Annotated in this window: 26 protein-coding genes and 3 pseudogenes; 1 reads left to right on the top strand and 28 read right to left on the bottom strand. The window is 55.1% G+C overall.

Annotated elements, in window-relative coordinates; translation table 11 throughout:
* Window positions 1–4: 4 nt before the first annotated feature.
* From ACPRTJ_RS03570 to ACPRTJ_RS03465, 22 genes and pseudogenes are all read right to left on the bottom strand, one after another.
* On the bottom strand, window positions 5–649 hold the full coding sequence (locus ACPRTJ_RS03570; RefSeq protein WP_426428133.1) for a DsbA family protein: 645 nt from the start codon (window positions 647–649) through the stop codon (window positions 5–7).
* Entirely contained in the window at window positions 642–947 is a 306-nt protein-coding gene (locus ACPRTJ_RS03565; RefSeq protein ID WP_023660753.1) for a hypothetical protein, read from the bottom strand. The genes ACPRTJ_RS03570 and ACPRTJ_RS03565 overlap by 8 nt, the downstream gene beginning before the upstream one ends.
* Window positions 944–3937 (bottom strand): conjugative transfer ATPase, encoded by a 2994-nt coding sequence (locus ACPRTJ_RS03560; RefSeq protein WP_426428132.1) that lies wholly within the window; start codon window positions 3935–3937, stop codon window positions 944–946. The genes ACPRTJ_RS03565 and ACPRTJ_RS03560 overlap by 4 nt, the downstream gene beginning before the upstream one ends.
* Window positions 3937–4386 carry a TIGR03751 family conjugal transfer lipoprotein gene (locus tag ACPRTJ_RS03555; RefSeq protein WP_305452936.1) on the bottom strand — a complete coding sequence of 150 codons (450 nt, stop codon included), beginning with the start codon at window positions 4384–4386 and terminating at the stop codon, window positions 3937–3939. The genes ACPRTJ_RS03560 and ACPRTJ_RS03555 overlap by 1 nt, the downstream gene beginning before the upstream one ends.
* Complete coding sequence (locus tag ACPRTJ_RS03550) at window positions 4364–5863, bottom strand: TIGR03752 family integrating conjugative element protein (RefSeq protein WP_426428130.1); 1500 nt, start codon at window positions 5861–5863, stop codon at window positions 4364–4366. The genes ACPRTJ_RS03555 and ACPRTJ_RS03550 overlap by 23 nt, the downstream gene beginning before the upstream one ends.
* Window positions 5844–6740, bottom strand: a complete 897-nt coding sequence (locus tag ACPRTJ_RS03545; protein WP_426428128.1) for a TIGR03749 family integrating conjugative element protein — start codon at window positions 6738–6740, stop codon at window positions 5844–5846. The genes ACPRTJ_RS03550 and ACPRTJ_RS03545 overlap by 20 nt, the downstream gene beginning before the upstream one ends.
* Window positions 6737–7387: a PFL_4703 family integrating conjugative element protein gene (locus ACPRTJ_RS03540; protein ID WP_023660749.1), complete on the bottom strand. Its 651-nt coding sequence runs from the start codon at window positions 7385–7387 to the stop codon at window positions 6737–6739. The genes ACPRTJ_RS03545 and ACPRTJ_RS03540 overlap by 4 nt, the downstream gene beginning before the upstream one ends.
* An 8-nt stretch (window positions 7388–7395) precedes the next feature.
* The gene (locus ACPRTJ_RS03535) at window positions 7396–7779 is read right to left on the bottom strand and encodes a TIGR03750 family conjugal transfer protein (RefSeq protein WP_023660748.1); all 384 of its coding nucleotides are present in this window, start codon (window positions 7777–7779) and stop codon (window positions 7396–7398) included.
* Between the two features lie 13 nt (window positions 7780–7792).
* Window positions 7793–8098 carry a TIGR03745 family integrating conjugative element membrane protein gene (locus ACPRTJ_RS03530; RefSeq protein ID WP_225624753.1) on the bottom strand — a complete coding sequence of 102 codons (306 nt, stop codon included), beginning with the start codon at window positions 8096–8098 and terminating at the stop codon, window positions 7793–7795.
* Between the two features lie 60 nt (window positions 8099–8158).
* Window positions 8159–8392 carry a TIGR03758 family integrating conjugative element protein gene (locus tag ACPRTJ_RS03525; protein WP_023660746.1) on the bottom strand — a complete coding sequence of 78 codons (234 nt, stop codon included), beginning with the start codon at window positions 8390–8392 and terminating at the stop codon, window positions 8159–8161.
* 2 nt (window positions 8393–8394) lie between these two features.
* On the bottom strand, window positions 8395–8712 hold the full coding sequence (locus ACPRTJ_RS03520) for an RAQPRD family integrative conjugative element protein (RefSeq protein WP_028690570.1): 318 nt from the start codon (window positions 8710–8712) through the stop codon (window positions 8395–8397).
* Between the two features lie 520 nt (window positions 8713–9232).
* Window positions 9233–9556 carry a hypothetical protein gene (locus tag ACPRTJ_RS03515; protein WP_426428125.1) on the bottom strand — a complete coding sequence of 108 codons (324 nt, stop codon included), beginning with the start codon at window positions 9554–9556 and terminating at the stop codon, window positions 9233–9235.
* Between the two features lie 18 nt (window positions 9557–9574).
* Complete coding sequence (locus ACPRTJ_RS03510; RefSeq protein WP_426428123.1) at window positions 9575–11044, bottom strand: UvrD-helicase domain-containing protein; 1470 nt, start codon at window positions 11042–11044, stop codon at window positions 9575–9577.
* Window positions 11045–11055: 11 nt separating this feature from the next.
* Window positions 11056–11805 (bottom strand): TIGR03747 family integrating conjugative element membrane protein, encoded by a 750-nt coding sequence (locus ACPRTJ_RS03505; protein ID WP_023660742.1) that lies wholly within the window; start codon window positions 11803–11805, stop codon window positions 11056–11058.
* A 10-nt stretch (window positions 11806–11815) separates the two neighbouring features.
* Window positions 11816–14032 (bottom strand): type IV conjugative transfer system coupling protein TraD, encoded by a 2217-nt coding sequence (traD, locus tag ACPRTJ_RS03500; protein WP_426428122.1) that lies wholly within the window; start codon window positions 14030–14032, stop codon window positions 11816–11818.
* Between the two features lies 1 nt (window position 14033).
* The gene (locus ACPRTJ_RS03495; RefSeq protein WP_009402022.1) at window positions 14034–14255 is read right to left on the bottom strand and encodes a hypothetical protein; all 222 of its coding nucleotides are present in this window, start codon (window positions 14253–14255) and stop codon (window positions 14034–14036) included.
* A gap of 35 nt (window positions 14256–14290) precedes the next feature.
* Window positions 14291–14821, bottom strand: a complete 531-nt coding sequence (locus tag ACPRTJ_RS03490; protein WP_426428120.1) for an integrating conjugative element protein — start codon at window positions 14819–14821, stop codon at window positions 14291–14293.
* A complete protein-coding gene (locus ACPRTJ_RS03485; protein WP_426428118.1) occupies window positions 14818–15378 on the bottom strand; it encodes a lytic transglycosylase domain-containing protein in 561 nt (186 codons plus the stop codon). The genes ACPRTJ_RS03490 and ACPRTJ_RS03485 overlap by 4 nt, the downstream gene beginning before the upstream one ends.
* Entirely contained in the window at window positions 15363–16121 is a 759-nt protein-coding gene (locus ACPRTJ_RS03480; protein ID WP_426428116.1) for a TIGR03759 family integrating conjugative element protein, read from the bottom strand. The genes ACPRTJ_RS03485 and ACPRTJ_RS03480 overlap by 16 nt, the downstream gene beginning before the upstream one ends.
* Before the next feature lie 10 nt (window positions 16122–16131).
* A complete protein-coding gene (locus ACPRTJ_RS03475) occupies window positions 16132–16830 on the bottom strand; it encodes a methyl-accepting chemotaxis protein (RefSeq protein ID WP_426428114.1) in 699 nt (232 codons plus the stop codon).
* A gap of 936 nt (window positions 16831–17766) precedes the next feature.
* A pseudogene (locus tag ACPRTJ_RS03470) lies at window positions 17767–18330 on the bottom strand (DUF4113 domain-containing protein); the annotation flags it as partial.
* Complete coding sequence (locus ACPRTJ_RS03465) at window positions 18258–18602, bottom strand: substrate-binding domain-containing protein (protein WP_426429065.1); 345 nt, start codon at window positions 18600–18602, stop codon at window positions 18258–18260. The pseudogene ACPRTJ_RS03470 and the gene ACPRTJ_RS03465, both read right to left, overlap by 73 nt.
* Here ACPRTJ_RS03465 and ACPRTJ_RS03460 point away from each other — a divergent pair.
* The gene (locus ACPRTJ_RS03460; protein ID WP_426429170.1) at window positions 18498–18866 is read left to right on the top strand and encodes a hypothetical protein; all 369 of its coding nucleotides are present in this window, start codon (window positions 18498–18500) and stop codon (window positions 18864–18866) included. The two genes, ACPRTJ_RS03465 and ACPRTJ_RS03460, sit on opposite strands and share 105 nt — an antisense overlap.
* A 66-nt stretch (window positions 18867–18932) precedes the next feature.
* On the opposite strand, the gene ACPRTJ_RS03455 is transcribed toward ACPRTJ_RS03460, so the two are convergent.
* The 6 genes and pseudogenes from ACPRTJ_RS03455 to ACPRTJ_RS03430 all read right to left on the bottom strand — a co-directional run.
* The gene (locus tag ACPRTJ_RS03455) at window positions 18933–19136 is read right to left on the bottom strand and encodes a hypothetical protein (RefSeq protein WP_426429063.1); all 204 of its coding nucleotides are present in this window, start codon (window positions 19134–19136) and stop codon (window positions 18933–18935) included.
* A gap of 342 nt (window positions 19137–19478) precedes the next feature.
* Window positions 19479–20651 (bottom strand): hypothetical protein, encoded by a 1173-nt coding sequence (locus ACPRTJ_RS03450; protein ID WP_426428112.1) that lies wholly within the window; start codon window positions 20649–20651, stop codon window positions 19479–19481.
* Window positions 20644–21093, bottom strand: coding sequence for a response regulator (locus tag ACPRTJ_RS03445; RefSeq protein ID WP_426428110.1), 450 nt, complete (start codon window positions 21091–21093; stop codon window positions 20644–20646). Before ACPRTJ_RS03445 ends, ACPRTJ_RS03450 begins: the two co-directional genes overlap by 8 nt.
* Window positions 21068–24385, bottom strand: coding sequence for a hypothetical protein (locus tag ACPRTJ_RS03440; RefSeq protein ID WP_426428108.1), 3318 nt, complete (start codon window positions 24383–24385; stop codon window positions 21068–21070). Before ACPRTJ_RS03440 ends, ACPRTJ_RS03445 begins: the two co-directional genes overlap by 26 nt.
* 156 nt (window positions 24386–24541) lie before the next feature.
* Window positions 24542–24737 (bottom strand): annotated as a pseudogene (locus ACPRTJ_RS03435) (IS5/IS1182 family transposase); the annotation flags it as partial.
* Between the two features lie 27 nt (window positions 24738–24764).
* Window positions 24765–24923 (bottom strand): annotated as a pseudogene (locus tag ACPRTJ_RS03430) (sugar transporter); the annotation flags it as partial.
* Between the last annotated feature and the right edge of the window lie 294 nt (window positions 24924–25217).

The following is a 25217-nucleotide window of genomic DNA, read 5'->3' as shown; positions in this document are numbered from 1 at the left end:
TGGACTAGTCCTTGCGCAGTGGGGCCTGGGCGGCGAGAGCATCGATGACCGACAACAGCGCGGCGCTGTCCACAGGGCCCTCCAGACGCATGCTGTGCCCCGTCAAACTGTCGGTGACCTCGATCGTAGGGGTAGCGGCAATGCCGCGGCTCTTGGCCACAGCAATCTGTCCCTCAACAACTCCACGGATGTCCATGTTTGCTCTAGAGCAACTGGAAAGAGCCTCGGTGGACACACCGGGCACCTCCAGCTCCCCTGCGAGTCCTTGTCCATTACCCCGTGTGCGCAGCAGAACCAGCTCGATCGCCTGCCAGAATACCGCCGCCCCCCCTAAGTACCCTGCGCATTGAACGAGTCGCGCCTCCGATTGTGCGGCAACTCCATGGATATCGAGGGGGAAATGGTGCCACGCGAGCTTCACGTTCTCTTGCCCGCTCACCCAGTGCTTCAGTTGCGGGGTGTATGCCCTGCAATAAGGGCATTCGAGGTCTGCATACTCAGTGATTACCCACCTGGCATTCGTGGGACCGAAGTACCAGGTCTCATCGGGGCTTCTGGTATTCGAACTCGTCGCGAGCTGCCAGCAGGCACCTACGCCTGCGATCACCACGACAATAAACAAGATGAGGTTGAGCCTAAGCTTAGGCATGCTTCCCCCCTAACTCACCAGGATTGGCTCCAGGCCGGCCGAGATTCTGCAACGCAACTTGGAGATCCTGGATTGCCCCCTCCGGTTGAGGATGCTGCTTCAGCCACTCATCCAACACGGACTGAACCAGGGGAATGATGTCGCGACGATCGAGGGCGTTATTTTTGATCTGTTGCAGCTCGTCAATGAGCACTGGTGCGCAAACCGACAGCGACTGGAGTGTGTCGTGCCCGGGGTCTTTGAGCAGCTGGGTCAGGTTATCAATGATGTTCTGGGTCAGGGTATTCATGACTCTCATGCCACGCGCTCCACGGCCTTCTTTTGTTCGGGAAAGGTGATGGGGAAGGGGGTGATACCGCGTTTACGGTCCAGGTCTGCGGCCACCTGCAGCGCGGCATGTAATTCATCGCAGCCGAGCGCTTGCATGGCTTCATAACGTTGCCGCTTTTCTTCTGGCTCGGTCATGGCCAAGGCGAGGCATAAGCTGGGCGGCACTACCCGGAACAGCATCTCGATCCGCTTGGCCAGGACGATGCCCTCGGTGAACTTGCCGTTCTCCTTCCTTGCCGAGAGCATCATCGTCTTCTGGGCCGGCGTGAGCTCACGGAAGCGCGCGATCTTCTCCACCTCGTCGGGCGGCATGTTCAAGCAGATCCACCACTCGATCATGTTGAGCAGCGCGGATGCTTCTGGGGGGATGTCGTCGACGTTCTGGGTTGCCATCCAGTACCAGGCACCCAATTTTCGCCACATCTTGGTGATCTTCACCGAGTACGGGGAGAGCAATGGAACTTTCAATGGGATGTGGCCTTCGTCGGTGAAGGCAATAAGTGGTCGACCTTTGAACTGGTCCCGCTCCGCAATGTTGTTGATGGTGTTCAGCAGTGAGATGTAGGCGATGGCCATCTGGGCCTGATAACCCTCACGCGCGTAGGTAGCCAGGTCAACGATCGTGATGTCAGCTTCCGGCCAGGCGGTACCAGGACGGTTGAACATCTCGGCTTCTGTACCCATGGTGAACATCCCCATGGCCTCGGCCATCTCCATGAATCGGTTGCGCCGGCTTTCAGGGAGTTTGTCGTCGCTGGCCATCGCTTGCAGCGCTGCGCTGATGTCTTCAGTGAGCACTGGACGGCTCTCGCTGACACACAGTTCAGCCGCGTTGAGGATGCACTGGCGGATGGCGCTGCGGTCAGCCCGAGTGAGGCGAGCATCTTCCTTGGACTCGCCGCCTGTGATCATCAATCGGGCAGTGATCTCCAGCTCGCCCAAGATATCCCGCTGCTCGTCCTCCATCCCCGCCAGGGCATCGGCCAAGTGTTGGTCCGAAGCATCCACGTCCGCCGCATTCAGAACCTTGACCTGGTCCTTGTTTTTGACGAGTTGCACCGCGTCGACGAACGGGGCGAGGCTAACGCCGCTGCCGGGCGCGAGCCGCACTCGGTTTACGGTCAGGCCGAGCCGCTTGGCGAAATCACCTAGCAGACCGAAGCTGTTGCCAGCCTCGATGATGAAGAACCTTGGGCGATAAAGTGCAATGGCTTGCATGATCAGGTAGTTGGCTGTCGCAGACTTACCCGCACCGGTCGGCCCAAACAAGAACAAGTGGGCGTTCATCTGGCGATCAAGCTTGTTCAATGGGTCGAAGGTCAGCGTTGCCCCACCCCTGTTGGATAGCGTGAAGCCGGGGTTACCTGTTCCAGTGGAGCGCCCCCATACTGGGGCCAGGTTCGCGATGTGCTGGGTAAACATCAGCTGGGTGTACCAATCCAAGGCACGGTTTTCATTCGGATCGAAATTGCACGGTAACCACCGCAGGTAGCTGTTCAGAGGAGCTACCTCGTCCTGTGGCTGGACCGGCTGCATGCCGGCGCCGAGGAGGACGTTGCACAAGCTGGTCGTGCGCTCCTCGAGCACAGTTTTATTCTGACCTCGGAGGAAGAAAGCAACACTGCCCCTGTAGAGCTTGTGCTTGCGGCCGAGGATGGAGCGTGCCGTTTGAACGTCATCCCGGGTGTGGCTGGACGCCTGGGTGTCGCCGATGGCCTTCCTGGAGAGTTGTTCAAGATGCCCTTCCAGCAGATCCTGTGGCGTCGGGACCATGGTGATGCACAGCACGGTATCCTCAGGCAGACGGTCGAATAGCGAGTTCAAGGAATCTGCCTGCTTGGTCTCACCGGTCAGGTGCCCGGTGAGGGGAGCATTTTTCAGGCGATCGAGTATCACAACTCGGTGCGGCATGCCGTCGAACGACCAAAGGCCGCTGTCGACATCCGAACGCGGCTCTCGGTAGAACAAGTTCTCCGAAAAGTCGGTACCGCTTGCCACTGGAAGCTCACCCTCATCGAGCTCGCGGGGTGGTTGGCAAACTGTGTCGTAAAATCGACGGATATCGCGATCAGTCGAGCCCAGGTGATCAGGGTGTGGGTTGAACCAGCCCACGAGCCAGCGCTTGATTGCGTGGCCATCCATACGTTTGGTTGTAACGCCGGCGTTGGCCAAGGATCCTTTAAGACGATCGCAGATTGACTTGAGGTAGGCGGCTGGATCCTGTCCGCGAACCACGAGGTCCTGTTTCTTTACCCGGCGGTACACCACCAGGCGGACTTTCCGGGTCTGTCCACGCCACGGGAGATTGCTGACTGCGGTGTCGACGAACAACCCACCCGGCTTGGAGATGGATTCGAGGTGGTGGCGGAACAGCGCGAGGTACAACTTAGTGAAATCCGTGTTCTCAGCCCGCGGCTGGACGTAGGCCTTGAGTCTTTGCAGGTAGTCACCCCAGTCTGTTTCGTCCTGGGCGTAGAGCTGGACTACCCAGTGGGAGCTTTCCAGCTCGTCGAAGCTGTCCTGCAGGACACCCTGCAACGCATCTCGGGCTTGTTGAAGCCAACTGTCGGATCGCCCCTCGGTGCCGATCGGGACAAGCTCGAAGAACGCGGCCCTGGAGATGCCATCCTCGAGGAGCATGGCTTCCTCCTCGGGCAGGTATTCTGCCCATGGCAGCATGTCTACGAACGACGGGTTGACCTCGTACATCCTCGACACGTCCGCTTTTGTCGCCGGGCGACGTTTGGGGTTCTGCCAGTCTATGGGGGACGGGATGCCCATGGACTCCAGGCGGGTGATGTACCGGTCAGTCGCAGCCTGGCGGTCCTCTTCGCTGAAGGTCGTACTGGCCGTTGCGGGAAAGTCATCGACTGACTCGTGCCCGGCAGTTGTCTGGCCAAGCACGGGCTCGATCGGCGTTACAGGGGCTTTGCCCAGCCATTTGCGGATCATCTGCATCAGTACTCCTCCGTCCGCTCGCCTGGCATGGCGTACTGCACCCGTTGATACATTGGGAACACCGTGGTGTAGCCCGGGACCGGTACCGGGTCCGTTCCAGCCAGGTGCGGGAACACGTACATCACCAGGTCAGGATTCGGCAGGCGCTTGAACTGGCTGTAAATCTCGTTCTGGGGCGTGCGAGTGAAGGCGTCAGCACCTGCCTGTTGGCGAACCACCTGCGCCTCATCGAGCGGCCGACGAAGCTCTTGGCGAGCATCCAGCAGCATTCTGCTGTTGGAGCTGCCAGAGCTCCCGCCAGACGTGCCGTGTTGCCAGACGTCCATCATGTTGGCTTCCCCGTGGGGCAGCAGTTCGTCTTTGTCAGTCGTGCATCCGCCGAGAATGAGGGCGAGCACGAGCCAGGCCCCGGCCTGCAGGTGGGGCTTAGTCCAGGTTTGCGGATACATGGTTGGCTCCGGCGTTGTAATCGACCTTGCGGCCTTTGATCTCGTAGTCGATGGCGAGCTGCTGGTCCAGATGCACGGCGACCTTTGCCCCGGGCTGGACGTACACGGCGGCGAATGCTTCGCCGTAGAGTTTGTTCATCCAGGAGCGGATGTCGCTGACCCCGCCGGTGAGGATGGCGCCCATGGCGGAGTTCCCCGAGGAGCCCGTGGTCCCGAAGGATGTTCCGCCACTGCTGAAGGTCGTCGAGCTATTTTGCTCATCAGCCTTCAACAGTTTGGCGATGCCGGCGCCTGCGGCCGTCACCAGGGATTGGTTGGTCAAGTACTCCTTGGCGTTGGATCGGCGCTCGCCGGAGATGCAAGGGATTCCGTAGGAGTCGCTGATCCAGCCGAGTCCGCCCTGGATCGCAGGTTGCCCGTTCCCGTTACTGCTGTTCTGGTTGTTGTTCTGGCTGCCGTTGGCCTCCTCTGCTGGGGCAGGGAACGAACGGACCGTGCCGTCGGCGAACACGAAGGTCAGGCTCCGGACTTGCCCGCGCACGCAAGACAACGTCCAGTCGCCCGAGGCGGTACCGCTGGCGACTGCGCCGACGACGTCAGGAAGCTCGATGCCGTTTGCGGTTAGGTTGTCCGGGCCGATCAAGACCTTGAAGGGGAAGGGATCATTGACCGTCCCATCGATCGGTACGCGACCAATGAGCGCCGACATGGCCACCGACCCCATCAAGGTCGAGTTCTGAGGCAAGGTATAGGCTTTGCGCACTTGCTTGCGGGTATCCTGGGGAGATATCTCCGAACCGACGTTTTGCGCCGTCGCGCTGAGAACGCTCTGACCTTTGTCCAGGGTGTTGCCAAAGCTGGTGGGAAAATTGAAACCGCTAGCCGCCTGGGCGGAGCCGGGCTGAAGTGGTTTACCGCTAGCGTCCACGGCAGTGGCGTCGGTCGGCTCCACCCACACGAGGCCATTGGACTTCGCACCCTTGTCGAAACCTGCGCCGTCACCAGGTTGCACGCCAAGTCCGATAGGCAGGTCTTGCCCAGCGGCATTGGGGTTCTGCGACAGGTTATCCAACTGACGCTGGAGCTGGTCCAGTAGGCCCAGGCTCTGGTTCTTAACCTGCTCCTGCAGCTCGCCCTTCGCATCATTCAGCTTGCTGTCAACATTCTGATCTATGTTCGAGAGCCGGAGCTGGAGCGCTGCGTTCTGGTCCTTGAGTTCTTTGTTGTCAGTCAGCACCTTCGCGATTTGGTCTTTCACCTCCCGACTTTCAGCGACCACTGTGCGCAGGGTGTCGGCCGGGGTATCACCGTCCACCCCTAGCTTGCGTGCGGTGTCGCCGCCGATGATGATCGGCTCATCTTCAGGAGCCTTCACCTCTTCTTTTTTACTCCCGCCCTTGAACAGGATGATGAGCACAACGATCAGCACCGGAATGAGCAGGTACTTGAGGAGTGGATTACTTTTCAGACTGCCCACGGCGCCCTCCTGCTTTCGGATCAATTTGGCTGAACGAGGACGGCAGCAGAGCCTCTTTCAGCCCTTTGCCTTGGGTGACCAGGTAAAGCGTGGTGGTATCGCTGGCGTTTCCGCGAGCCCCAAGGTACGGGTGCTGGAATGTCGCTGTGGTGAAGTTACCCATCAGCTCTGTGGCATTCATCGTCAGCTGCTGGGCGCTCAGATTCCTCAGCTTTACTGCAGTGACGTAACTGTTGTCGAGGCGCCAAGCCCCCAGGATTGATGCCTCCACCGGCAACACCGGCAACAAAGTGCTCAGATCCAGGGCCCGGTCAACACGCACCTGGCTGATGCCGGCGACAGGCTCAACGGTCCGAAGTGGGGCGTACAGCATTTGTGCCGCATAGCGGGTCAGGGCCACCGGCGCTGGAGTCTCATGGCGGGGGGCCGGCGGAACATCCTCCTCCTCCTCCTCCGACGTCGCGGATCGCTTCGTCGAAGTTCGTGCGGAGGTGATATCGCCGTAGTAGGTGGAAGGGGCCGCACCGGCGACGATCTTGGCAGGCTCGAGCTTGGCTTGGCCCTCTGCCGCCGGTGTCGCGGCAATATCCACCAGCATGATCTCGCCGGTGGCCACGTTCTGCAGCTGGAGCCGGGTCGGTGGAATTTCGTGGCTGGCCAAGAGGTAGACCGCGCCACCGGTGCTCTGGACGCGCAGCATGCCGACAAGCTGGGGAGGCATCCCTACGCGCACGTTTTGGTCGACGAACACAATGCGCTCTTGCCCTACAATCAGCGGGATTGCCATGGGGATACGGTCCCACTGCAGTAGCTCTACCGCTTTCACATCGGCAACTGCGAAGAGGCCCAGAGCAAGAAGCCAGGCGCGCAGATTCATGGCTTCACCCCGGTGGCTTGCAGATCGACCTCGATGCGTTGTGGGTTGGATGCGTAGCAGTTCCACATCAACCCGAATGGATTTTTCTCTGGGTTGACGTCGGCACGGACAATGGACAATGGGTAGCGGGTCATGGCGCGCTTGACCCGCTCCCCGTTCACCGACTCGTCAGCGAGCAGATCCAGGTTGACTGTCCAATCGTTGATCCCGATTTCTTCTACGCGCAGCACGCCAGGGTCGGTCAGCCCGTGACCCGGGATTTCAGAGACGTTCCGCTCACGGCGACGCAGCTCACCGGCGTTACGGCGCATCTCGTAGTCTTTCTTCAAGTATTCCTTGCAACCAGGGGTAACGTAGGAGGCCAGGCGTTCGATGTTGTCCTGGTAGTCGTCGTCCCCATTCTTCTCCCAGCGCTGCATCTGCTGGAAGATATAGAACCCGAAGGCGTACACGTTCTCTGGCGGCACTTCCCACCATTTGCGAGTGCTGCCGGAGCGGAGGTCCGGCGGCACATGCACGGTCAGGTCTTCGGGGGCTTTGTGCCAGCCGTAGAACGCAAAAAGACTGACTGCGCCCAGCACAATGACCGCGATTCGCAAGCTAAGGATGTGTGCCTGCTGAGCATCCACTCGTTTTCGAAAACTCATGAAGATCCCTACTTTCCTGTACGACGGCATGTCCACGCACCCTTCCGGGTGACCAACTGGGGGCCACCGAGGAAGGGGAGGTGTTGAGCCTTATAGAACTGGAGCTGGCGGTAAAACCATGTGTCCGGCCGGCCGCGCTTCATCTTCCGGAGGATTCGGCTTGCCACGGTCAAGCCCAGAGCTCCACCTACAAGAGCGCAAGCGATGAAAAGAGCTGGGTTGCCGAACAAGAACGACACAGGGATGCCCAGAATCACTCCGACCCCCCCACAAACACCGACCGTTCCCCACATTTCATCAGCAGTGAGGCCACCCATGACGATGGGCTGCCTATTCAGGTTGTGGGGGAGGAAGTCGAGCGTTCCATCCTTCAGGTAAGTGGTCTCAGCCATGTCGCATCACCAGTTAGAGGACGCCGGTAGCTTTGGTGACCATGAAGATGCCAACGCCGATCAGACAGATCCCGACAACGGCGGTGAGCCCCAGGTCTCGCCACTTTTTCTTGCCCTCATGGATATCGTGGTAAACGCCGTAGGCATGGGAGGCGACCCCCACCATCATGCCTCCGAGCAGAAACAGCCCGATAAGCATGAAACCGTCGTAACCGTAGTTCTGGATGGTTTGCAGCCAGCTCGTTCCCTCGCCGCGTGTGGGGGCTTGTGCTCCTGGCAAGGCGGCAGCGGCAATGACTGGGTGCAGACCCATGATCATTGCGGCGGCGCCGGTAAGTGACTTGGTGATGGTGCGGATAGACATCGGTTAGCTCCTTGGCTAGCTGAGAACGAGTGTGGAGAGGATCAGCAGGAGGACGATGACCTTGACGGTCGACGCGGCTGCAATGTTTCTGTCGATGTTCTGGGTCGCCCAGCCCCGGTAGATGCTGTACAGCGCCCAGGCACCCCAAAGGGTCGACAGTGCGATGACGGTGCCTACGAACAGCACGGTGCTGGCCTGCGGGGTGATGCCGCTGGCAGCGTTGAAAGCTGCGACTTGAGTGCCGCTCATGCTCATGGCATCCGCCCGCCGGTGAGGGTGTATTTTCCCGCCAGCTCTGCCGGATCCCGTGGCTGTGCGCGACTTGGGGTCAGGTACTCTTGCAGGCCCTGGCGAACGCGCTGGATATCGCCGGCCAGACGTTCATAGTCGAAGTAGTAGCGCTGGCCAGGTTCGCTGGCGATCGTGGCGCTGCGGCGAGCTGAGTCCTCCAGCGCGTTCAGCTGGCGGATCATCACCTCGATGTTGGCCTGTTCTGATGCACCGGCCGCCTGAGCGCTGGGTATTAGTGAAAAGCCGCCGCTGACGCTGATCAGCGCGCCAAGCAGGATTCGGCGAGGAGATACAAGGTGGAGGGATGGCTTGTTCACGGCTGGGCTCTGGGACGACTGACTGTGGATGTCAGAATGCCGAGACCAGGTGGGGGGGCGCCTCAAGAAATACTTATCTGGGGGCCGTAGAATTTTTTCTCGAGGCCAATCAGGGTTTGAAACCGTACAATTAACCTGTCTCGATAAGGCAGTTGATCAGCCCAGTTCGGCCTGAGCCCACTGCATCGATTACGATGAGCCGGAGTCAAGCCAGGGAGTTGGTGTACTGGAATACTGATCTGTGGGGAGTCCTATGCCGCAGCAAAAAACTTGTTCGCCGGCGTTTGATACTTGGGTCTCGGACTTTCTCGGTGTGCATTTCCGAGATGAGGGTTGCTACGATAAAGCGGTCCTGGCCGCTGAGCTGTTGCAGCACAGTCGGGCAGTTAGCTCGTCGGAGTTGATCGAGATGGTCAGAAGAGCCAATGCCATGTTGGCCCTTCTCCCTGGTTACGATCATGAAGGCTAGGCAACGGATGGGTCAGGCTGGTAACTCGCTGTTCCCGGCCTCGCGCTTGAAAAAGAGCAGATATCCGATCGGCATGGGAAATCCGTAGGACCAGGCCTGGGCATTTTGATTGCCCACCTTGATCTCCCCTCGGCACACTGGCTGCGTGCTGACGAGTTCCCAGCCATCGGCGCCGAGCTCGAGCATCTTCGTCTGCAGCGGCTCGTCTTCGGACAAGAGAGACACAACATCGGGTTCCAACGTCTGCTCCGTGCTCTTGAAGATCCATGCGCCGCTAGTCGTGTTCTTGAATGGGATAGCGACAAACTCAGCGCGGTGTTCGAATTTCTTGCTCATGGTTCCTCCTTTACTTAATCAGCCGCGCGCTTGACGTGCCCCGGGGGCGAGCGCGTCGACGTAGCGTTCCATAATGGACAGCACCAGACTGTTGATCGCCAAGATCTTCATCGCTCGGGTGACGGCCACATACAGAAGGTTCAGCTCATCATCTCGTCGGCCTGGATCGATATCCGGTGAGAGCGGGTCTGACGTGAAGTCGTCGAAGAGCCCGACAAAATCCCACTCCAGGCCTTTCGACTTGTGGGCAGAGGTCAACGTAATAGTTGCGTCAAGCTCCTTATCCACCGTGCATGAGCGTAGAGCCAAGATTCGCTGGGGCAGATCCGGATACATGTTGATGATCTTGATCGAGCGGATCATCTCGCTGTCCTGGCTCACCTCGGCGATTTCTACGTACTGGGCATAGTCCCGGTAGTCACGGAGCAGTTTTTTGTTCTGGACCAGGTCGCGCTGCTGTCGACTGAAATAGAACAGGTCCTCGAGGTCGCGCACTGAGTAGCTGTCGATGCCGCCAACCCAGTAGATCTTGGGCTTCTCGGTGACCAGGCACAGAGCGTTTTCAATCACCCCAATGACGGTTCGATGAATGTACGTCCTGTGCGGCAGTCCAGCCGGCAGCGCTTTCTTCACTAACGTCTTCTCGCCCAGTCCCTGCAGCTTCCTGGTTTCTCCCTTGTAGGACAGGATGATGTTGGCGACATGGGCGACTGCCGGCCCAAACCTGAAGCTCTGGGTCAGGTAGTGCTTCTCAGCCCCGGCCATCCAGCTGGCGTTGAGAGCATCTTCCGCGCCTCGAAAGCGATAGATCTGCTGATGACGATCACCCACTGCCACCTTGCGAATGCTCTGTATGCGCACGATGTCTGCGATCACAGGGTTTACGTCCTGCCCCTCATCGAGCAGAACACAGTCGAAGCGCTGGCTCAGATCGGGTTTGCTCAGCTGGTACAGCTTCAGGTAACCGTCATGCGTGATCTGCACCGCTGTGTCCTGCAGGTCAGTCATTCGCTTCCAGATGCCCATCGCTGCTACGAGCGCTTGCTTCAGGTAGCGCTCCTGGGCGGAGGTAAGCATCGGCCGGTCACGGAGCCGCGGAAAGTGGCAGCGTTCGATAAGATCGTCGGCGCTGGCCATGTAGTTGTTGAGGGTGGTCAGCACGTCTCTGACCAACTCCCAGTCCTGCGTATCGATCGCACGGGCGATGTCGGTCAGCCGCAAGTTGTTGGTCTGCTTATGGCTGAACTGTGTGCCATAGACGGCGTATGCCAGGCCGTGTGCGGTTTTGTTCACCACGTTGCGCGGGAAGCGTCCCCGTGCGGCGATCTCCACTGACTTGTTGTAGCAGAGATAGAGAATCCGCAGTCGGGAGTGATGTTGAGCGTATCCCACCAGCGTGGTGGTCTTTCCACTGCCGGCGCCGGCCTGGATGAGGAGTTTCGGAGCCTCCGACTGGATGATCGGCGACTGTTCGTGGGTCCATTGCATCGTGCTCTTCCTCACAAATACTTCTTGAAGCTCGCGGCCGTGATGCTCACGGACACACCGAGCAGGGCGGCGCAGGGGAGCAGCACCAGCATGGGACTGATGCTGATCGGGAGTGCCAAGTAGAAGGTCCAGGGGAAAATAGCCAACGGCATGATCGTTGCGCGGGCCTTGTGATAGAGGTAGCTGGATTCGCGACCTGCGCCGAATTTGCGCAAATCTCGGCGCACTAGGCCGTCGACCAGGCCCGTCAGTGCCGCCATGGCGAACAGCGGTATGGTCATCAGCAATACAACCAAACGGACGCAAAACACCAGAACGGTGAAGAGAGCCGCCAGCACATAGTTCTGGACCGTTGTGACGCTTTGCGCGGCCCAGTAGCGCATGTCCATCTCGTTGCGGGGCCCGGCGTGGGCGATCGACTCCATCCCCTGGACCCAGCTGAGCATCCCGGTCTTCACGATCAGCCAGTCATAAGCTTCGGTGACCAGCCATGTCGCAGTGCGTCCCGGCTCTTGGACGATGGCACTGTGGACCAAGCCTTTGGATAACCAGCTGACCTCGCTGACCAGCATTTGCTGACCGTGTCGCCATCCGGCTTCTGGCCAGAAGAAGTACAGGCATACCCAGTCGACCAAGATGGCGACGAGCAGCGAGCCGAACATCACTCCGAGAAAGTTGAACGGGAACCAGAAGATCTTGCTGAACAGCGATTCCTGTCGCTCCTGCTGCTGTTCGGCCTTCTTTGAAACGTCGTCTGCCATGGCCTACACCTCAAGCTGCGTCATCGGTGGCCACCTGACGGAAATCTTCAACCAGGTCTTCGGGTAACGCAGATTTCAGTTCCTGATAGCCCGGGGCTTCCCACCAGTCGCTTGAGGACGCCGCCGAACGTCGCATGCCTGCGGCCAGGTCCTGCAGATTGCCGGGCATGACCTCGTCGGGGTCGTTCGCGGGAAGCGGCATGCGGACCTTCCAGAGGTTCCCACCCTCAATGAGCGCGAAGGCCTGCCCCTTGGGCAGCCCGACCACGTGGGCGGGCTCAATCATCGGCACGCTCGCCAGTTGCACCTGGTCATGTGAGCTCGAGGTGAATGCTGTTTTCCCGTTGACCGAGTCGTTCGCACTGCTCGCCGGGGTGCTGTTATAGATCTGCACCTTGGGCAGCTGGTTGGTCAGCAGCTCGGCAGTCGCAGTTTCACGGACGCGCAGCATGAACAGGTTGTTGAAGTTACCGATCACCTGGCCGGCCTTGGCTTTCGAGCCAATCTTCGCCTCGATGTCGCTCATGGTCTGGGTGTAGGCGGTGACCTGCATGCCCGCGCCGCCGGCTTTGTTCACCATGGGGATGAACTCGTCCCCGATCAGTTCGTTGAACTCGTCAGCGTGGAGGTTGATGCGAACCTTGCCACCGGCCATATGGCCGGGCAGACCATCATCGATGCCATGCTTGTAAATGTGACCGGCGACGGAGACCAGGTCGCTGAACATCGAGTTGCCCACCGCCGCAGCGACCTCAGTGTCGGACAGCGCATCGAGGCCGATGTATACGACCGCGCGCTTCCGAATCACTTGCATCCAGTCGAAAATCGGTCGCTGGTCAGCGAGATCCAGGTAGTCGGGCGCGAGTAGCTCAGCGATACGACCAGTGGTGAGTTTCTCCAGAAGCGGCAGCAGGGACGCGACGATCTTGTCGAAGTAGGTCTTGTCGTAGCGCACGGCACTGCGCAGGCCATCCATGACAGAGTCGTTGATGCGTTTCTGGGTCAAGTACATGTCGATGGCCACGACGCGCAGCGGACGGTCCTTCATGGCGAATGACAGGTTCTTCCGATCGATCTTGCCTTCAACTTCAACGATGGCTTGCCAGGCCTTCGGATCATGTTCTGCGAAGTACTTCTGGGCGTACTCGATGAATAGCTCGTCGATGTTGATGACGTGCCGGCGGATCTGTTCGTAGTCAGGGCGGCGGCCCAGGGCGACCAACGACTGCGCGATGATGTTGACGAATCGCCAGGCGAACTCCCGGAACGCAGCAGAGTTGCCCTCGCCGGAGAGCTGGCCAGCGATACGGGTGGCGACCTCGCTGATCCGACCAAAGCGGCCGATGGCGTTATAGCGCGCGGAAATGTCCGGCCAGCCCAGGTGAAACACATAAAACTCGTCGAGGCGTCCGGCGCGCTTGCACTCGATGTACATGCGCTTGAGCAAATCCGCATCACCTTTCGGATCGAAGACGATCACAACCTCGTGGTCGGCCTGTGCCTCTGCACGCCGGCGCCGGCTCCAGCGATGGGAGGTTTGGCTCCGGCGCCCCATACGGACTCGCGGCCCGCGTCGATGCGTTCGGCGAATGTCCTGCGTGATGAAGACCTCAGCCAGACGAGTCTTGCCTACCCGTGTGGTTCCCAGCACCAATGTATGGCCCACGCGCTCACCGAGAGGCAGGCTAACGTTCTGCTCATCAGGCTCGATTCCATGCAGTCTGGGCAGGCCACCCACGGGTGGCAGCGGCCTGGCGGGGTTCCAGTTGGAGTCCCAGCCAGTGACCTTGGTGATTAGCTTCAGTGGAAAGGGGGCGAACTCCAGACGCTCTTCCAGCCAGCGCGCACGCATATAGAGGTTCGTCGGCTCGACGTAGGCCGCGAACTGGGGAAGATAGGTGTCGGCCAGGCGTTGCGTGTGCTTCTGTGTCCACCGGAATCCACGACCGATGAACAGGCGCTCGTTGCTGATCGGTATTTCAGCGCTGGTCATGGTGTAGTGGGACAGCCGCCGTAGATTCGCCTGGTAGCGTAGGACCCTCCGCGCCTGCAGGAGCCGAATGGTGCCCAGATAGATAAAGCCCAGGGCGGCGACAATCCCGAACAACGGTGTCAGGGCGAAAGCCCAGGGTGCGCCAATGCAGAGTGCAGCCGCTACATAGCAGACGGCAGTGGTGAATAGTTCCACTGGGGGGCGGAGCAGAGATTCAAGGGTATATGTCGCCATCTCACGTCCTCGAGGTGTAGGTCAGGGCGTCGGCTTCAGCGCGTGCTGCCTCGACCTGGTCCGGAGTCAGCCGTTCGGCCAGGCGCTGGGCGAATGCGTGTTCGTTGAACTCGGAGATCCCGGTTAAGCGCGCACCGTAGAGCTCGCTCACGTGGCGGACCTGCTCGATCATTTGCTCCCGGCCGGGTCGATGCAGGGGATGGCTGATGATCAGCGTGAACACCGGCGATACAGGTCGTGTTGGGCGCATACCGGGTCTCACTGCTGAAGGGTTGTGGCTGTGATCAGCACCGGGTAGTGCTGCAGCCCCAAGCGACCAGCAATATCGCTGGCAGGAACGGGCATCACTTGCAACCCGGGAGCCCAGCGGCGGATCTCTTGCAGTCGTGCTGCGTTGCCGACATTCACGGCGAGTCCCACTGCTTGCAGGCCTTGAAGTGCCGGCAGATTCTGCTTGAGCCAGGCCTGCGACATTGGATCATCCCCGACGATGAACATCGGCTGCAGTCCAGCTGCATTGATGACCCGTCCCTGTACTGGGCCCGGGCTCAGTTCTGGAGTCAACACCGGGAAAGCCCCTCCAGCCCTGACACCAGTCACAACCGGGGGAGCGTGCGCAGGCTCGGGCTCAATGTCCTGGTAGTAGGGCAATGCGGATGCTCCGCCGCGGTCCTCCACTACTGTGAGCACCGCTTGCTGGTCAGCATTGGTGGGTAGGGCCAGGCTGGTCACTATCGCGAAGGCTAGGACTTGCAAGACGTGTGACCGCCAGGCGTGGGGATATGTCATGGGGTCCGTACCTCGAAATTGATGCCGGTGACCCGGCTGAGATGTTTCGCGAAGTAGCCACGGTACTTTGCCGCCGGCGCGCCGCCTGCCGGGCGGTGATACCGCCCGGCAGCATCGATCCAGGTTCCCCCCTTGGCCTTTTGCTCAGCCAGGATCTGGGCGGTCACCGCCAGGTTCTTGTAGGGGTCCAGGCCTTCGCAGGGAAAGCTGTAGCGATGCCCGTTCGAGCGAATATTGGTTTGCCCCAGTCCCACGTCGACTCGAGCGGGCCCAGCTGTCGCAATTGCGACCAACAGCGCTCGGCAAGCATCTGCGCGGGTGGCGAAGCGATAGCCGGTGCCCGCGACATTCAACGTCCACGGCCAGGGGACAAGCTGACCCCGAAGGCGGGTGCCGCTTTCCTGCAGCGCCACTGAATAGAGCACGACCGGTGGAACCCCGTGCCTGATGGCGATCGCCTTGTAAGCTGGTGGCGGATCTTCCACGCCCCACGCATTGCCGGCGAGCAGTAGCGCCGGCAGAAGGCAGAGCTGCCACCAACTCATTGACGGCGCCATGATCCGTTCACCTGCGTCACGGCCGCTGGCAGCGAGCCGCCGAGACCGAGGCGAATCCAACGGCCCTGGTCATGATTGAGTGTGATCAGTCGGCTTTTAACGCTGGACGGGTCAACACCCGCGAGAATTGCCCAGCGGCGAATCCGCTCATCGTCGTTCTGGCTGCCGACGAAATAGAGGTCAAACGGCGTCTGGGACGCCTGCAGGCGTTTGACCTGGTCGATGCAGGGCAGGCAGTCGTCTTTGACGAAGAGTGCCATTCGCCCGTTACCTTCCAGAGCTGGGCCGCTCCCGGACCCGGCCCGGGCCGAAGGGGAGGCCGAAATCTCAATGGCATTGATGCCCGGGAACAGACGCTGGTACGCCTCATCGTAGGCTCGCTGGTAGGCGAGCTCCCTGTCGACTCGCTGACGCTCTGCCTGAACCTGGAGCTCGGCATACCGGCGCCGCTCACTATCCGATCGGGCTTCGATTCCGAGTGCAGTGAGCGGGTCAAGCCCCGGCGAATACACCCCCCGAGGCCCTTGCATCACCTCTTGATATCGCTCGTATTCCTTGGAGGTCAGGCCCCACTCCTGCGCTGCTTTATCATGAAGCTTGTCCTCCGACAGGGTGCTTTCGCTGGTGAGCTGTTGAACACTGGGGGCCGCTCCTCCTGCAGCGGAAGGAAGCGGCGCGGCTTCAATGCCCGCAGCAGTAAATGCGCAGGCGCAGGCGATGGCTCGAACGATCGGTAGATTCATGATGCTTTTCTCAAGGCTGGATGCTCAGGGTTCGGGTTGTGCCGCCGGCGTCGAAGGTTGCAGTTCGTTCATCTACAGCCTTGAGTCGCCAGGTGCTGCCACTGACCACTTCGCCTGGCCGAAGCAGGTAGATCTGGCTCAGTCGCGTGCTACCGGTGGGGGCAACAGACAGAAAGCGCTCGCCACCTCGGTATTCGAGACCGACCATCTGAAATGGCGGAGGCTCTTGCGGGATGGGCGTGGCTTTAACCGGTGCGGGCTTCGCCTTCGGTTTGGAAGTGGAGGCTTTAGGAGCTGGTGCAGTTGCCTGGGCCTGTGGCCTGCTCATTTTCTGCAGTTTGCCGTCAAGCGACTCAAGGTCGGCTTTCAGTACCAGGAGATCGCCTGCAGTCGCGGATGAGCGAGTGGCTTCAACTGCAGCTTCGTGGGCCTGCTTTGCCGTGGCTTGCACAGCATCAATCCGGCTCGAGAGTGTTTGCTGGCTAACACGGAAGTCTTCCATCGTGACCAGGGGTTTGCCTGACACAGTGTCGAGACGATCGTCGATCGCGCTCACCCTGCTCTGGAGTGCGTCGATGGAAATTTTCTCTGCTGCTCCGTTCACAGCGCGAGACAGAGTCGACAGCTGGTATTGCTGGAACGCGATGATGCCGCCCAGGATGAGCAGTCCTGCGGCGATGGGCAGATATTTTCGGATCGGCAGTTTCATGGGTGTCCTCTCGAAGCCGAGTACACCCTCGCGCAACCACGATGCTGTTTCAGCAGAAAATACTTAGCCCGACCGTGTGGAATTTATTGATCGATGCCAAAGGGCCCGCCATCTGCTGGCGAGCGCCGCGACTGCAAACCCACCTTTGTAGTCCAGGTCGCTCAGGACGAGCGTGTTGGACAAACGGTTTTCTCGGCTGACGGCCAGTGAACGATTGCCACGAATGTTTAGAACCAGCCATCTGTGGGTTACACTGGATTCACTTTCCAGCAGGCAAAAAAAAACCGCCTTTAGGGAAGGCGGTTTTTGTGCAATCCAGATTAGGAGGCTGAATTGCGAGTCCTCACAGGGACCATCAACGTGCGTTCAGTTTACGTTCGTAAATTACGATTTGCAAATGGTGGTGGTCCGATTGGGATTGCGTTTTGGCATGCGACGAACGTAGCGACCGTTTTCGGTGGCCTGAAAACCGATCCGCTTTTCGGCCTGGCTGAAAGCTGACTGCTTCCGCCCATGATCGCACAATGCCAGATTTGCAGCTATTATGGCGCTGCCTGCACTCACGTTGCCCGAAGCAGGTGGCCAGTTACGCAACAGTTTCATCCCCCAGACGCGGCGTAGGAACCCGCGCCAGATGACCATCCGGGGGTTCTCAACCGGCCACCTCACAGGGACCATCAACGGTAACTCGAAGGCGCTATGTGTTCTGGAAAAAGCGCTGGAGGTTCGGCCTTGCCTACTTAGGAGGCCGAAATGTCTAAATTTGGACGTTTGTGGGACCTCGTTTGGAATGGTTACAGAGCTTTCAAGCTGTACGAGTTCCTGCGGGACCATTATGAAGACTGGTTCTAATTAATGGGGAAGCCCCGTTCTGGTTCGCCAGGGCGGGGCTTTTTGCATTAAGACAGAGCATGGCCAATGCCTGGCGCGCCACCCTCATCTGCAGTAAACCCGCCATAGCTGATCTAACCGGGTCGTAAACGACTGACTCAGCAGTTCCCGACGCATGCCCCACTCAGGGCTTCTTGGAACGTTGGCAGATCTCAGTGTGCCTTTGCCGTACCGCTGGTTTATGCCATCCATTACCGACATCAGGCGATCGCAGGCAACTGGTTGCGTTGCCGCGAACAGATCGTCAGTGAACTCACCCGGTTGCCGTAGATCGAGCAGTAGAACCTCGGCCTTGCTGTAGCGGTAACCGTCCTGGTAGACCTTCTCCACAGCCTCAGTCGCCGCCCGCGTGAGCAATAGGGTATCGTTCGTGGGGTAAGGCAGCTCAACCAGCGCCCCTTTCGCCAAATGCAGTTCGTTGGGATTGAACATGCCGGTGCGGATCGACACTCGCATGCGTTTGCACACCGATCCTTGGGCCCGCAGCTTCTCGGCTGCTCGTGCTGCATAGGTGGCCACCGCCTGCTTGATTGGCGTCAGTTCTGCCATTCTCTTGCCGAACATCCGGCTGCAGCAGATTTCCTGGTTCGGTGGGTCAGCCTCATCCAGCAACCCAACCAGCGAGAGCGCATTGGGAATGGCGCCCCCCCTTCAGCAGCAGCATTAATCACCCCGAGGGCGCTCATGTCATTCGCAGCAATGATCGCGGTGGGCGGGTTCTCCATGGCGAAGAACTGCTTCGCTGCCAGGTAGCCACCGTCCAAGGAGTAATCTCCTTGAACGATCAGCGCGGGGTCGCACTTCACACCATATGCGTCCAAACACTCCTGGAATGCACGAAGGCGCTCTTGCGCAGCAGAAGAGCGTTGCGGCCCGCGAATCAGGAAAAACAGATTGCCCAGATGAAGATGCTCATTGACCGAAGGGTCGATGGCCTCGTATCGCTGTCGCAATTCTGTGAAGAGCCGGAGGTACGCAAATTGCTCTGCGAGGGACCGCCGTTCGTACTGCTACAGCGCCGCAGCTCGAAGCATCAGGATCACTATGTCGGGGCAGATAACCGCGAAGGGATCAGTGCCGCAGTCGCCCATCTGGTCGAACTTGGACACGAGAGAATCGGCTGCTTTGTAGATTTTAACGGATAGCAGCAAAGTCTAAAGCGTAGGTGTGAAGGCTGGTGATTGCAGCGCACTGACAGTGATTCGCGTTTATCAATGAACCTGGCCTGGGTGACATATAGATCTAAGTTGGAACTCGTTCACCGCTCGGAATTGCGACTCTGCAATTTGACGCAACCGCTCGAGTTCTTCCGCGGGCCTGCCAGAAGCCTGTGCCTCGTGGTACCGCCTCATTGCGTCCACAGCGTCGGTGTACATGGGATGATCTGGGTATAGCACTGGCGTTTTTTGAGTCATTTTGGTGACAGCGCCTTCGTGAGTGGGGGAATGATCCAAGCCTTATTCCAAGTAGCGATCAAGGCCTTGGACATGGTTCATGGGTAGTGTAGCTGACCTCAGAACGTATTGTTTCTTACTATCTCAAGGCAGCTGGGCGTTTCGGAACGAGCCTCAGGAGCCAAGACAAAAATTGAAATTTATGACGTCATATAAACCACTTTTTAAACTGTAAACCACAGTGGTTAACAACTCGAAAGAGTGGTTTACAGGGATCTTAATTTTGACCGGATCAGATCATATCTGCTCAGTTGCACCGGTCATGTTGTCCTCGTGACTGCTACCCACCGTGACCCAGGGGCTTCATCCGATCAGATAGTTAACCCCAAAATAAATAGGCGCCAAGTAAATAATAGGCTTTACAAATCCGAACAATTTAATTGTAAGGTCGACAAAGTCCTCGCCTATAAAGCCAGTGCGATTGTCGATATATGTAGGGGGTGAGTCTGTAGTAAATAAGGGAATCCAGTGTTTTTCGTAAAAGGTTGGCTTCTCCGATTCAACAAAATAAAGTGAGTGGCCTCCGGCATGAAATCTATTTATGAACTTTCGGCTGTTTTCTCTGGAGAACCCAATTCTCCCCGCATCTCCCATGCCGATCACCAAGGCGCGGGCCATCATAAGTACATAGTCAGACACACCGCATTCATTAATAGTTAATTCAGAAGAATTAACTATGTGGTCTATGTTATCTCCATGACGGATTGGACTGCCACATAAAATTGTTAATTTTATTTTTCCAGAAAATTCCTTTCTAGATAGCGCACGAGACAATATATAGGTCCCGTAGCTATGTGCGACTATATATATATTCTTGTCCTTGTTGCCATTCAAGATGCTAACAAGTCTTGTCGCTATTTTATCTGCTTTGCGATCCCTCAAATAAGGAACGGAAAATGAGATCAGGTCAAAGAAGCCGTATTTCATCTCCACTGGCTCGAAGTCTCTAGAATACTTGTGGATCGATTCTTGAAGTGATTTCTGCCATTTTCCATAGGTACGGATCCCATGAACGGTTACCAAAAGCTTATCTATATTGTGGCTAATTACTTTTTGCTCGTGACCAAGAACACCTTCAATAGAGTAGACTATTTTTTTTAGCCAGTCTGTGCTGTTCATGGATGCAGGAATTACAATCGCAAATCTTTCTTCAAATTTCTCTTTGTACTCCCCTATATCCTGAAGTTCTGCGGTCAAACCAACAGTTAAGTTTGGTTTCAAGTACTTTTTTGCTGGATTATAGATGTCTTCAAGGAGGTTTAGACTATGAGTTGCTTGAGGAATACCATCGCTTTTCTTAGGAAGAAGGACGTCAAGAAACATTAAATCAAACAGCGAAAGCAACTCAAGCCTTGCGGCGTCCGCGGAGTTGCATACAGTGATAGACACACGGTCTAAAAGACCATGACTTTTTACTTCGCTCAATATCAGATCTGTTCGTTTAATGTTGTCGTCAACAATAAGAATTTTAATCATTCGATAAGCTCTCAATTGTGGCAGTCAACTCGTCTTTCCAAACAGAGCTTGCAGAGTCGAAAAATATAGTGCCTTTATAGTCTTCTTCAAACATAGCTAGTAAGTCATTTATCTGCTCTAGACTTAGTTTGTCACTGCCCTCGCTAAAGTTGGAGTAGCCAGTGAGAACAACAAAAGGAGAGAGTTTATTTTGCTTTTTCAGTCGTGACGCTATTTCCTTGCCGCCTAGAACTCTAAATCTCCCGCCGCTTTCAGCTTCCGTTCTATCAAACGTAGGCATACTCATATCGAGAATGATCAGGTCGAATTTTTCTTGTGATGCTACAGCTAGGCCCCTATTATACGAGGCCGCTTCAGAAACGCGTACGCCAGGAAATTGAAGGATGAATTCAACTACCTTGTCGCGCTTAAAGTGATTATCTTCCACTAATAAAATGTTCATGATTTAACCTAATGATGGCTGAAAAAACACCCTGATCATAAGCAATATCAAACTCAAAACCACTCGATGAGTTTAATAGCAGATTGTGAATTTTATATAGTCCGGAGCCACCTTCTTTCCTGCTTAGATTTGAGTTTCGATCGTTCCACTTTCTTCTTTGCTCCTGAATAAATTCTTCTGGATTTATGAAGCGAGATGGTTCGGTGTGATTTAGCACTTCGATGATATCTGCTTTGTTATTTTTAACCAAAGATACACTGATCTGTCTTGACTCAAAGTTATAGCGGAATGCATTTTCAAGAGCTGTGAAAAGCGCAACAAATAAAGCTCTAGCCTCCCTATAGCTTAGTTCTAATCGAGACCCCGCCTGATTTAAGGATAAGCTTACATTTTTATGTTTATAGAATGAGTCTACCGATCGTACGGCGGCCTCTACCACAACTTCTAGAGGCTCAAAATTAGTGCTATCCTCAGCTCCAACGAATCTAAACCAATTGAGAACTACTTCAATAGCCTTACTAAATAGAGATCGTGCCTCTCTAATCTCTTGCATTAATTCGTTCATGGGGACATTACCTTTGGCCAGAATTATTTTCTGCTCCAAGGTGTCAATTTCACTTAAAATCTTTACCTTGAGGGTGTCGTTAATTAATGCTTGGGCCTCCCGAGCGCTTTCGTTTGTCAGCTCCCACATAAAGCCTATTAAACTAGCGAAGAAATCATCATACGCACCGCTGCTATCAACTATCCTGGAAACTTCAACCAAGTAAGAATAATAAGGAGAATAGTCAAAAATGTAATCCCCTGATTTTTTAAAGTCTGCACCAACTCTAAACCTATTATTAATTTGCTTAAGGGTACTGTCGACCTCAGACGAAAAATCCCTGAAGGCATCATCCAATTTGTCTAGTATATTTGATTGAACATAGCTGTAGCGTGCGTGCCAAAATAAATTGGACGAGTAAACTCCTCCTTCCATCATGGTTATGAGTTTGGTTTTTTCAAAACACGACCTAAGCTGTTCTTCAAAAACTACATGCCGAATTTCCGCACTAAGATACTTATCAAGTCCATAGTTCTCATTAGACGAAAAGTCTTTTGAGATCTGTATAAAAATTTTCGCTAATGCATCTGTTTTTTCGCTTGTCGGCGCTACCAGCTGAATGCCACCTTCGGTCTTTTTCTCTAGGTTAAATATGTCTTTGGACGCACTGGTAGCTATATCATCCTCCAGTTCATCCAAAATAACTCCGCCCTCAATCGATTTTACCTGTTCAAACATTGAGGTATATATATTTTTGCGGTGTGTTTCTAATGCTTGCACATCGACAAATAATTTGCCTGTTTCGATTTTTGTTCTAAACTGATCTGCAAATAAGTTTTCAATAATCCGGATCTTCTCTTTCACAAGATTTGTGTTTGAGCGATTACTTTTAGAGATCAGTATGTTAAGAATTGTGACCCTCTCATGGATTACTTCAAGATTGCTGCTATACAGGGCTATGTTGTCTAGTTGGTTGGGCGTGCATATGTTCGTAAGAAAGTACTCATCTACATCACTCAGCTCAACGCTATCAAATATTTTTGATGGACGGTGCGTGTTATGCCCTTCTAACCACTCTTCAAAAAGTTCAGTTTTGTAGTCGTCGTATGCACTATTGAATTCTCGGCCATAAATATCCAGGACTACGATTGATGCGATAGTAGAGGCATTTATACCTTTTGGAGAAAGGGTTACAATCTCACTGCAGAGTCGGCTGATAGGTATGTAGAAAAATGCAATTTTGTTAGATAGGTACTCGCGAATAGAGAAATCAATTAATTTACTCCACTCTTTGTTAGTGATATACAGTTTTGATTGTTGCTGAAGATAGTCGGATAGCATCGGAAACTGACTGCGTTCCAATTCCATAGATAACTGTTTCTTAAGATCATATTTCACTGCTCGATGATATGGGACTTCTTGCAATGCAATATTGTTATTTAAGGTTAGTGTGAAATTCTGGTTGCTAGCTTTAGGGGTATTGATCTCTCTTAAACCACCAATTATTCTTCGACTAAGCTCAATTTTTGCAGATCCGTGTATCTCGGATAGAATTGAAAGTAAGTGAAAGCTTAACGACTTACACCACGACTCATTTCTAAATTTAACGAGCAGCCTCGTTAAGTATTCGATTTTTTCTCTACTAGTAGAATCAACAGATACTATATCCGCAAGGGCACTTGCAATTTGATCAAAAAGGGTTGAGCCAAATTCGGTAGCGGTATATTTTTTGGCTCTAGCATAAATTTCTAGCAGGCCAAAGACTTCCGGGGATCGAAGGCTGAGAGCATTTGAAATTTGGCCAATAGCCGTGTTGTATTCACCTTTTGTGTACTCTGTGACTACTGAGTTGACCAGGTCGCTCTCTTGGCAATTTGGCAGCTTATTCATTAGATGAACTAGCTCCTTATCACCGATATCATAAACAAGTTGGTGCGCGATTTTGAAAATTCTATCTGGTAGCACCTTCCCTTTTGCATGCATTTCAATGATTATATTTTTGAAAAGCACATACTGATCAAATATAGATTCATTTCTATATTGGTATAAGATTGATGGGTCCAGCTCTCGTTCAACATCGTACATGATTGGAAGCATCATTGTTGATACACTGGACGCCCAATCACTAGCTACGCCGTCTCCTGAGTTTCGGAACTCCGATAGTCTTTCAGTAATACTTTCAATGAAAAAACCGACAGAACTACTTTCTGAAAGAAGGATCAAGTCATTAAGCTTGTTCTTGACGTCTGAGCCTGGAAAAAAACGCTCCAAGTCTTTTAGGTATTCTTTGGTGTCCTGCTTGTCTATTTCTTTAATTAAGTGTGCTCGATTTTCCATCGACCACCAACTAAGAGAAACGGAATCTAAAGAGTCCAGGACAGCTTTAGAGCTTTCAATATCACTTGCCAGAAGATGACTGTTAAACTGCTCTCTTAAACGTACAAATTTTTTCAGTATTTTTGATGAGTTTTTGAATAGGCCAAGAATCCAGAAAACGCTATTCTCTTTGCTGACATGTCTGGTGATCGAGTAGGCGTTGTAGTAATTGCTTTCGTTATAAATCGGCAGTAATGTTTTAGGCAGCAGTCGATTAGCCGAAAGGCTAAATATGAGATCTGGACGACTTGCAGCATTCAATTCGGAAAGTTTGCGCAGAATCTTAATGGCCGGATTAGATTTGTGGCTCGCAAAGTAAATTGTAGGATCAATGGTTGACGAGCTCTTTCTTATTCCTTTTTTTGTTGCCACTACGACTGCTCCTTTGTAAAATTGTTAAATGGCTTCTCAAGTCTATTTTTTTGCATTTTAGGCCGGCTGGCTATGCTAGGTTGAGTTTGCAATAAGTGTCTAGATACTCTACAACACTTGGTTAGACTTTGCCTCAATGCCCTGGTGCAGCAAGTGCAGGTAGGCATTGATGGTTTCTAGGATGCCTGCCGCCAGTTGATGCTTCTCCAGCAATTGCCGGAAAATCATGATCGTCGTGTCTTCGAGGCCCCTGAGCGCTGAGCGTCAGCTGAGCAAACTGGCACATTGAGTTGACCTCGTACAAATCTTCTTCCATCGCCGAATCGCCCAGCGAAAGCCAGTTCAGTAACAAACCTGAGTCATCTATTTTGAGAGCCTACACCAGCGCCGGCCGCTTGAACAACACGGGCAGGCTATGCAAGGACCCCGAGTTCTGACTCGGCAGGAGCGGCAACGAACTCATCTAGCACAGCATGGTGGCCAGCGCCACTGCGCCAATGCTGAGGAAGGTGACTCGCCAGCCCAACGCCTCGCCCACTGAACTTGCAATGAGTCAGAAGCAAAGTAACCGAGTTCTTACACAGAATCTTCAGTTGTGGGAGCGTGTACGAGAATTGGAGCAGACGGTGCTCGATAACAAATCCCTGGCAGCTCGACTCAATCGCTGATAGTGGTCACGAAAGAATGCTGAGGTTTACAGGTTTATTGAGAAAAGTACGAAATTTAAGTGAGTTAATTAGAGCTCTTTGCTAAATTACCTCCGCTTGAATTCTCGTTTGCATCCGCTCTGATCACCGATTGCATTGGATTTGACCAGTGCGCTTTGTAACCA

The sequence above is a fragment of the Pseudomonas palmensis genome, assembly GCF_049942755.1.
GTDB classification, from domain to species: Bacteria; Pseudomonadota; Gammaproteobacteria; order Pseudomonadales; family Pseudomonadaceae; genus Aquipseudomonas; species Aquipseudomonas palmensis.
This window is presented reverse-complemented; position numbering and strand designations above follow the sequence as displayed.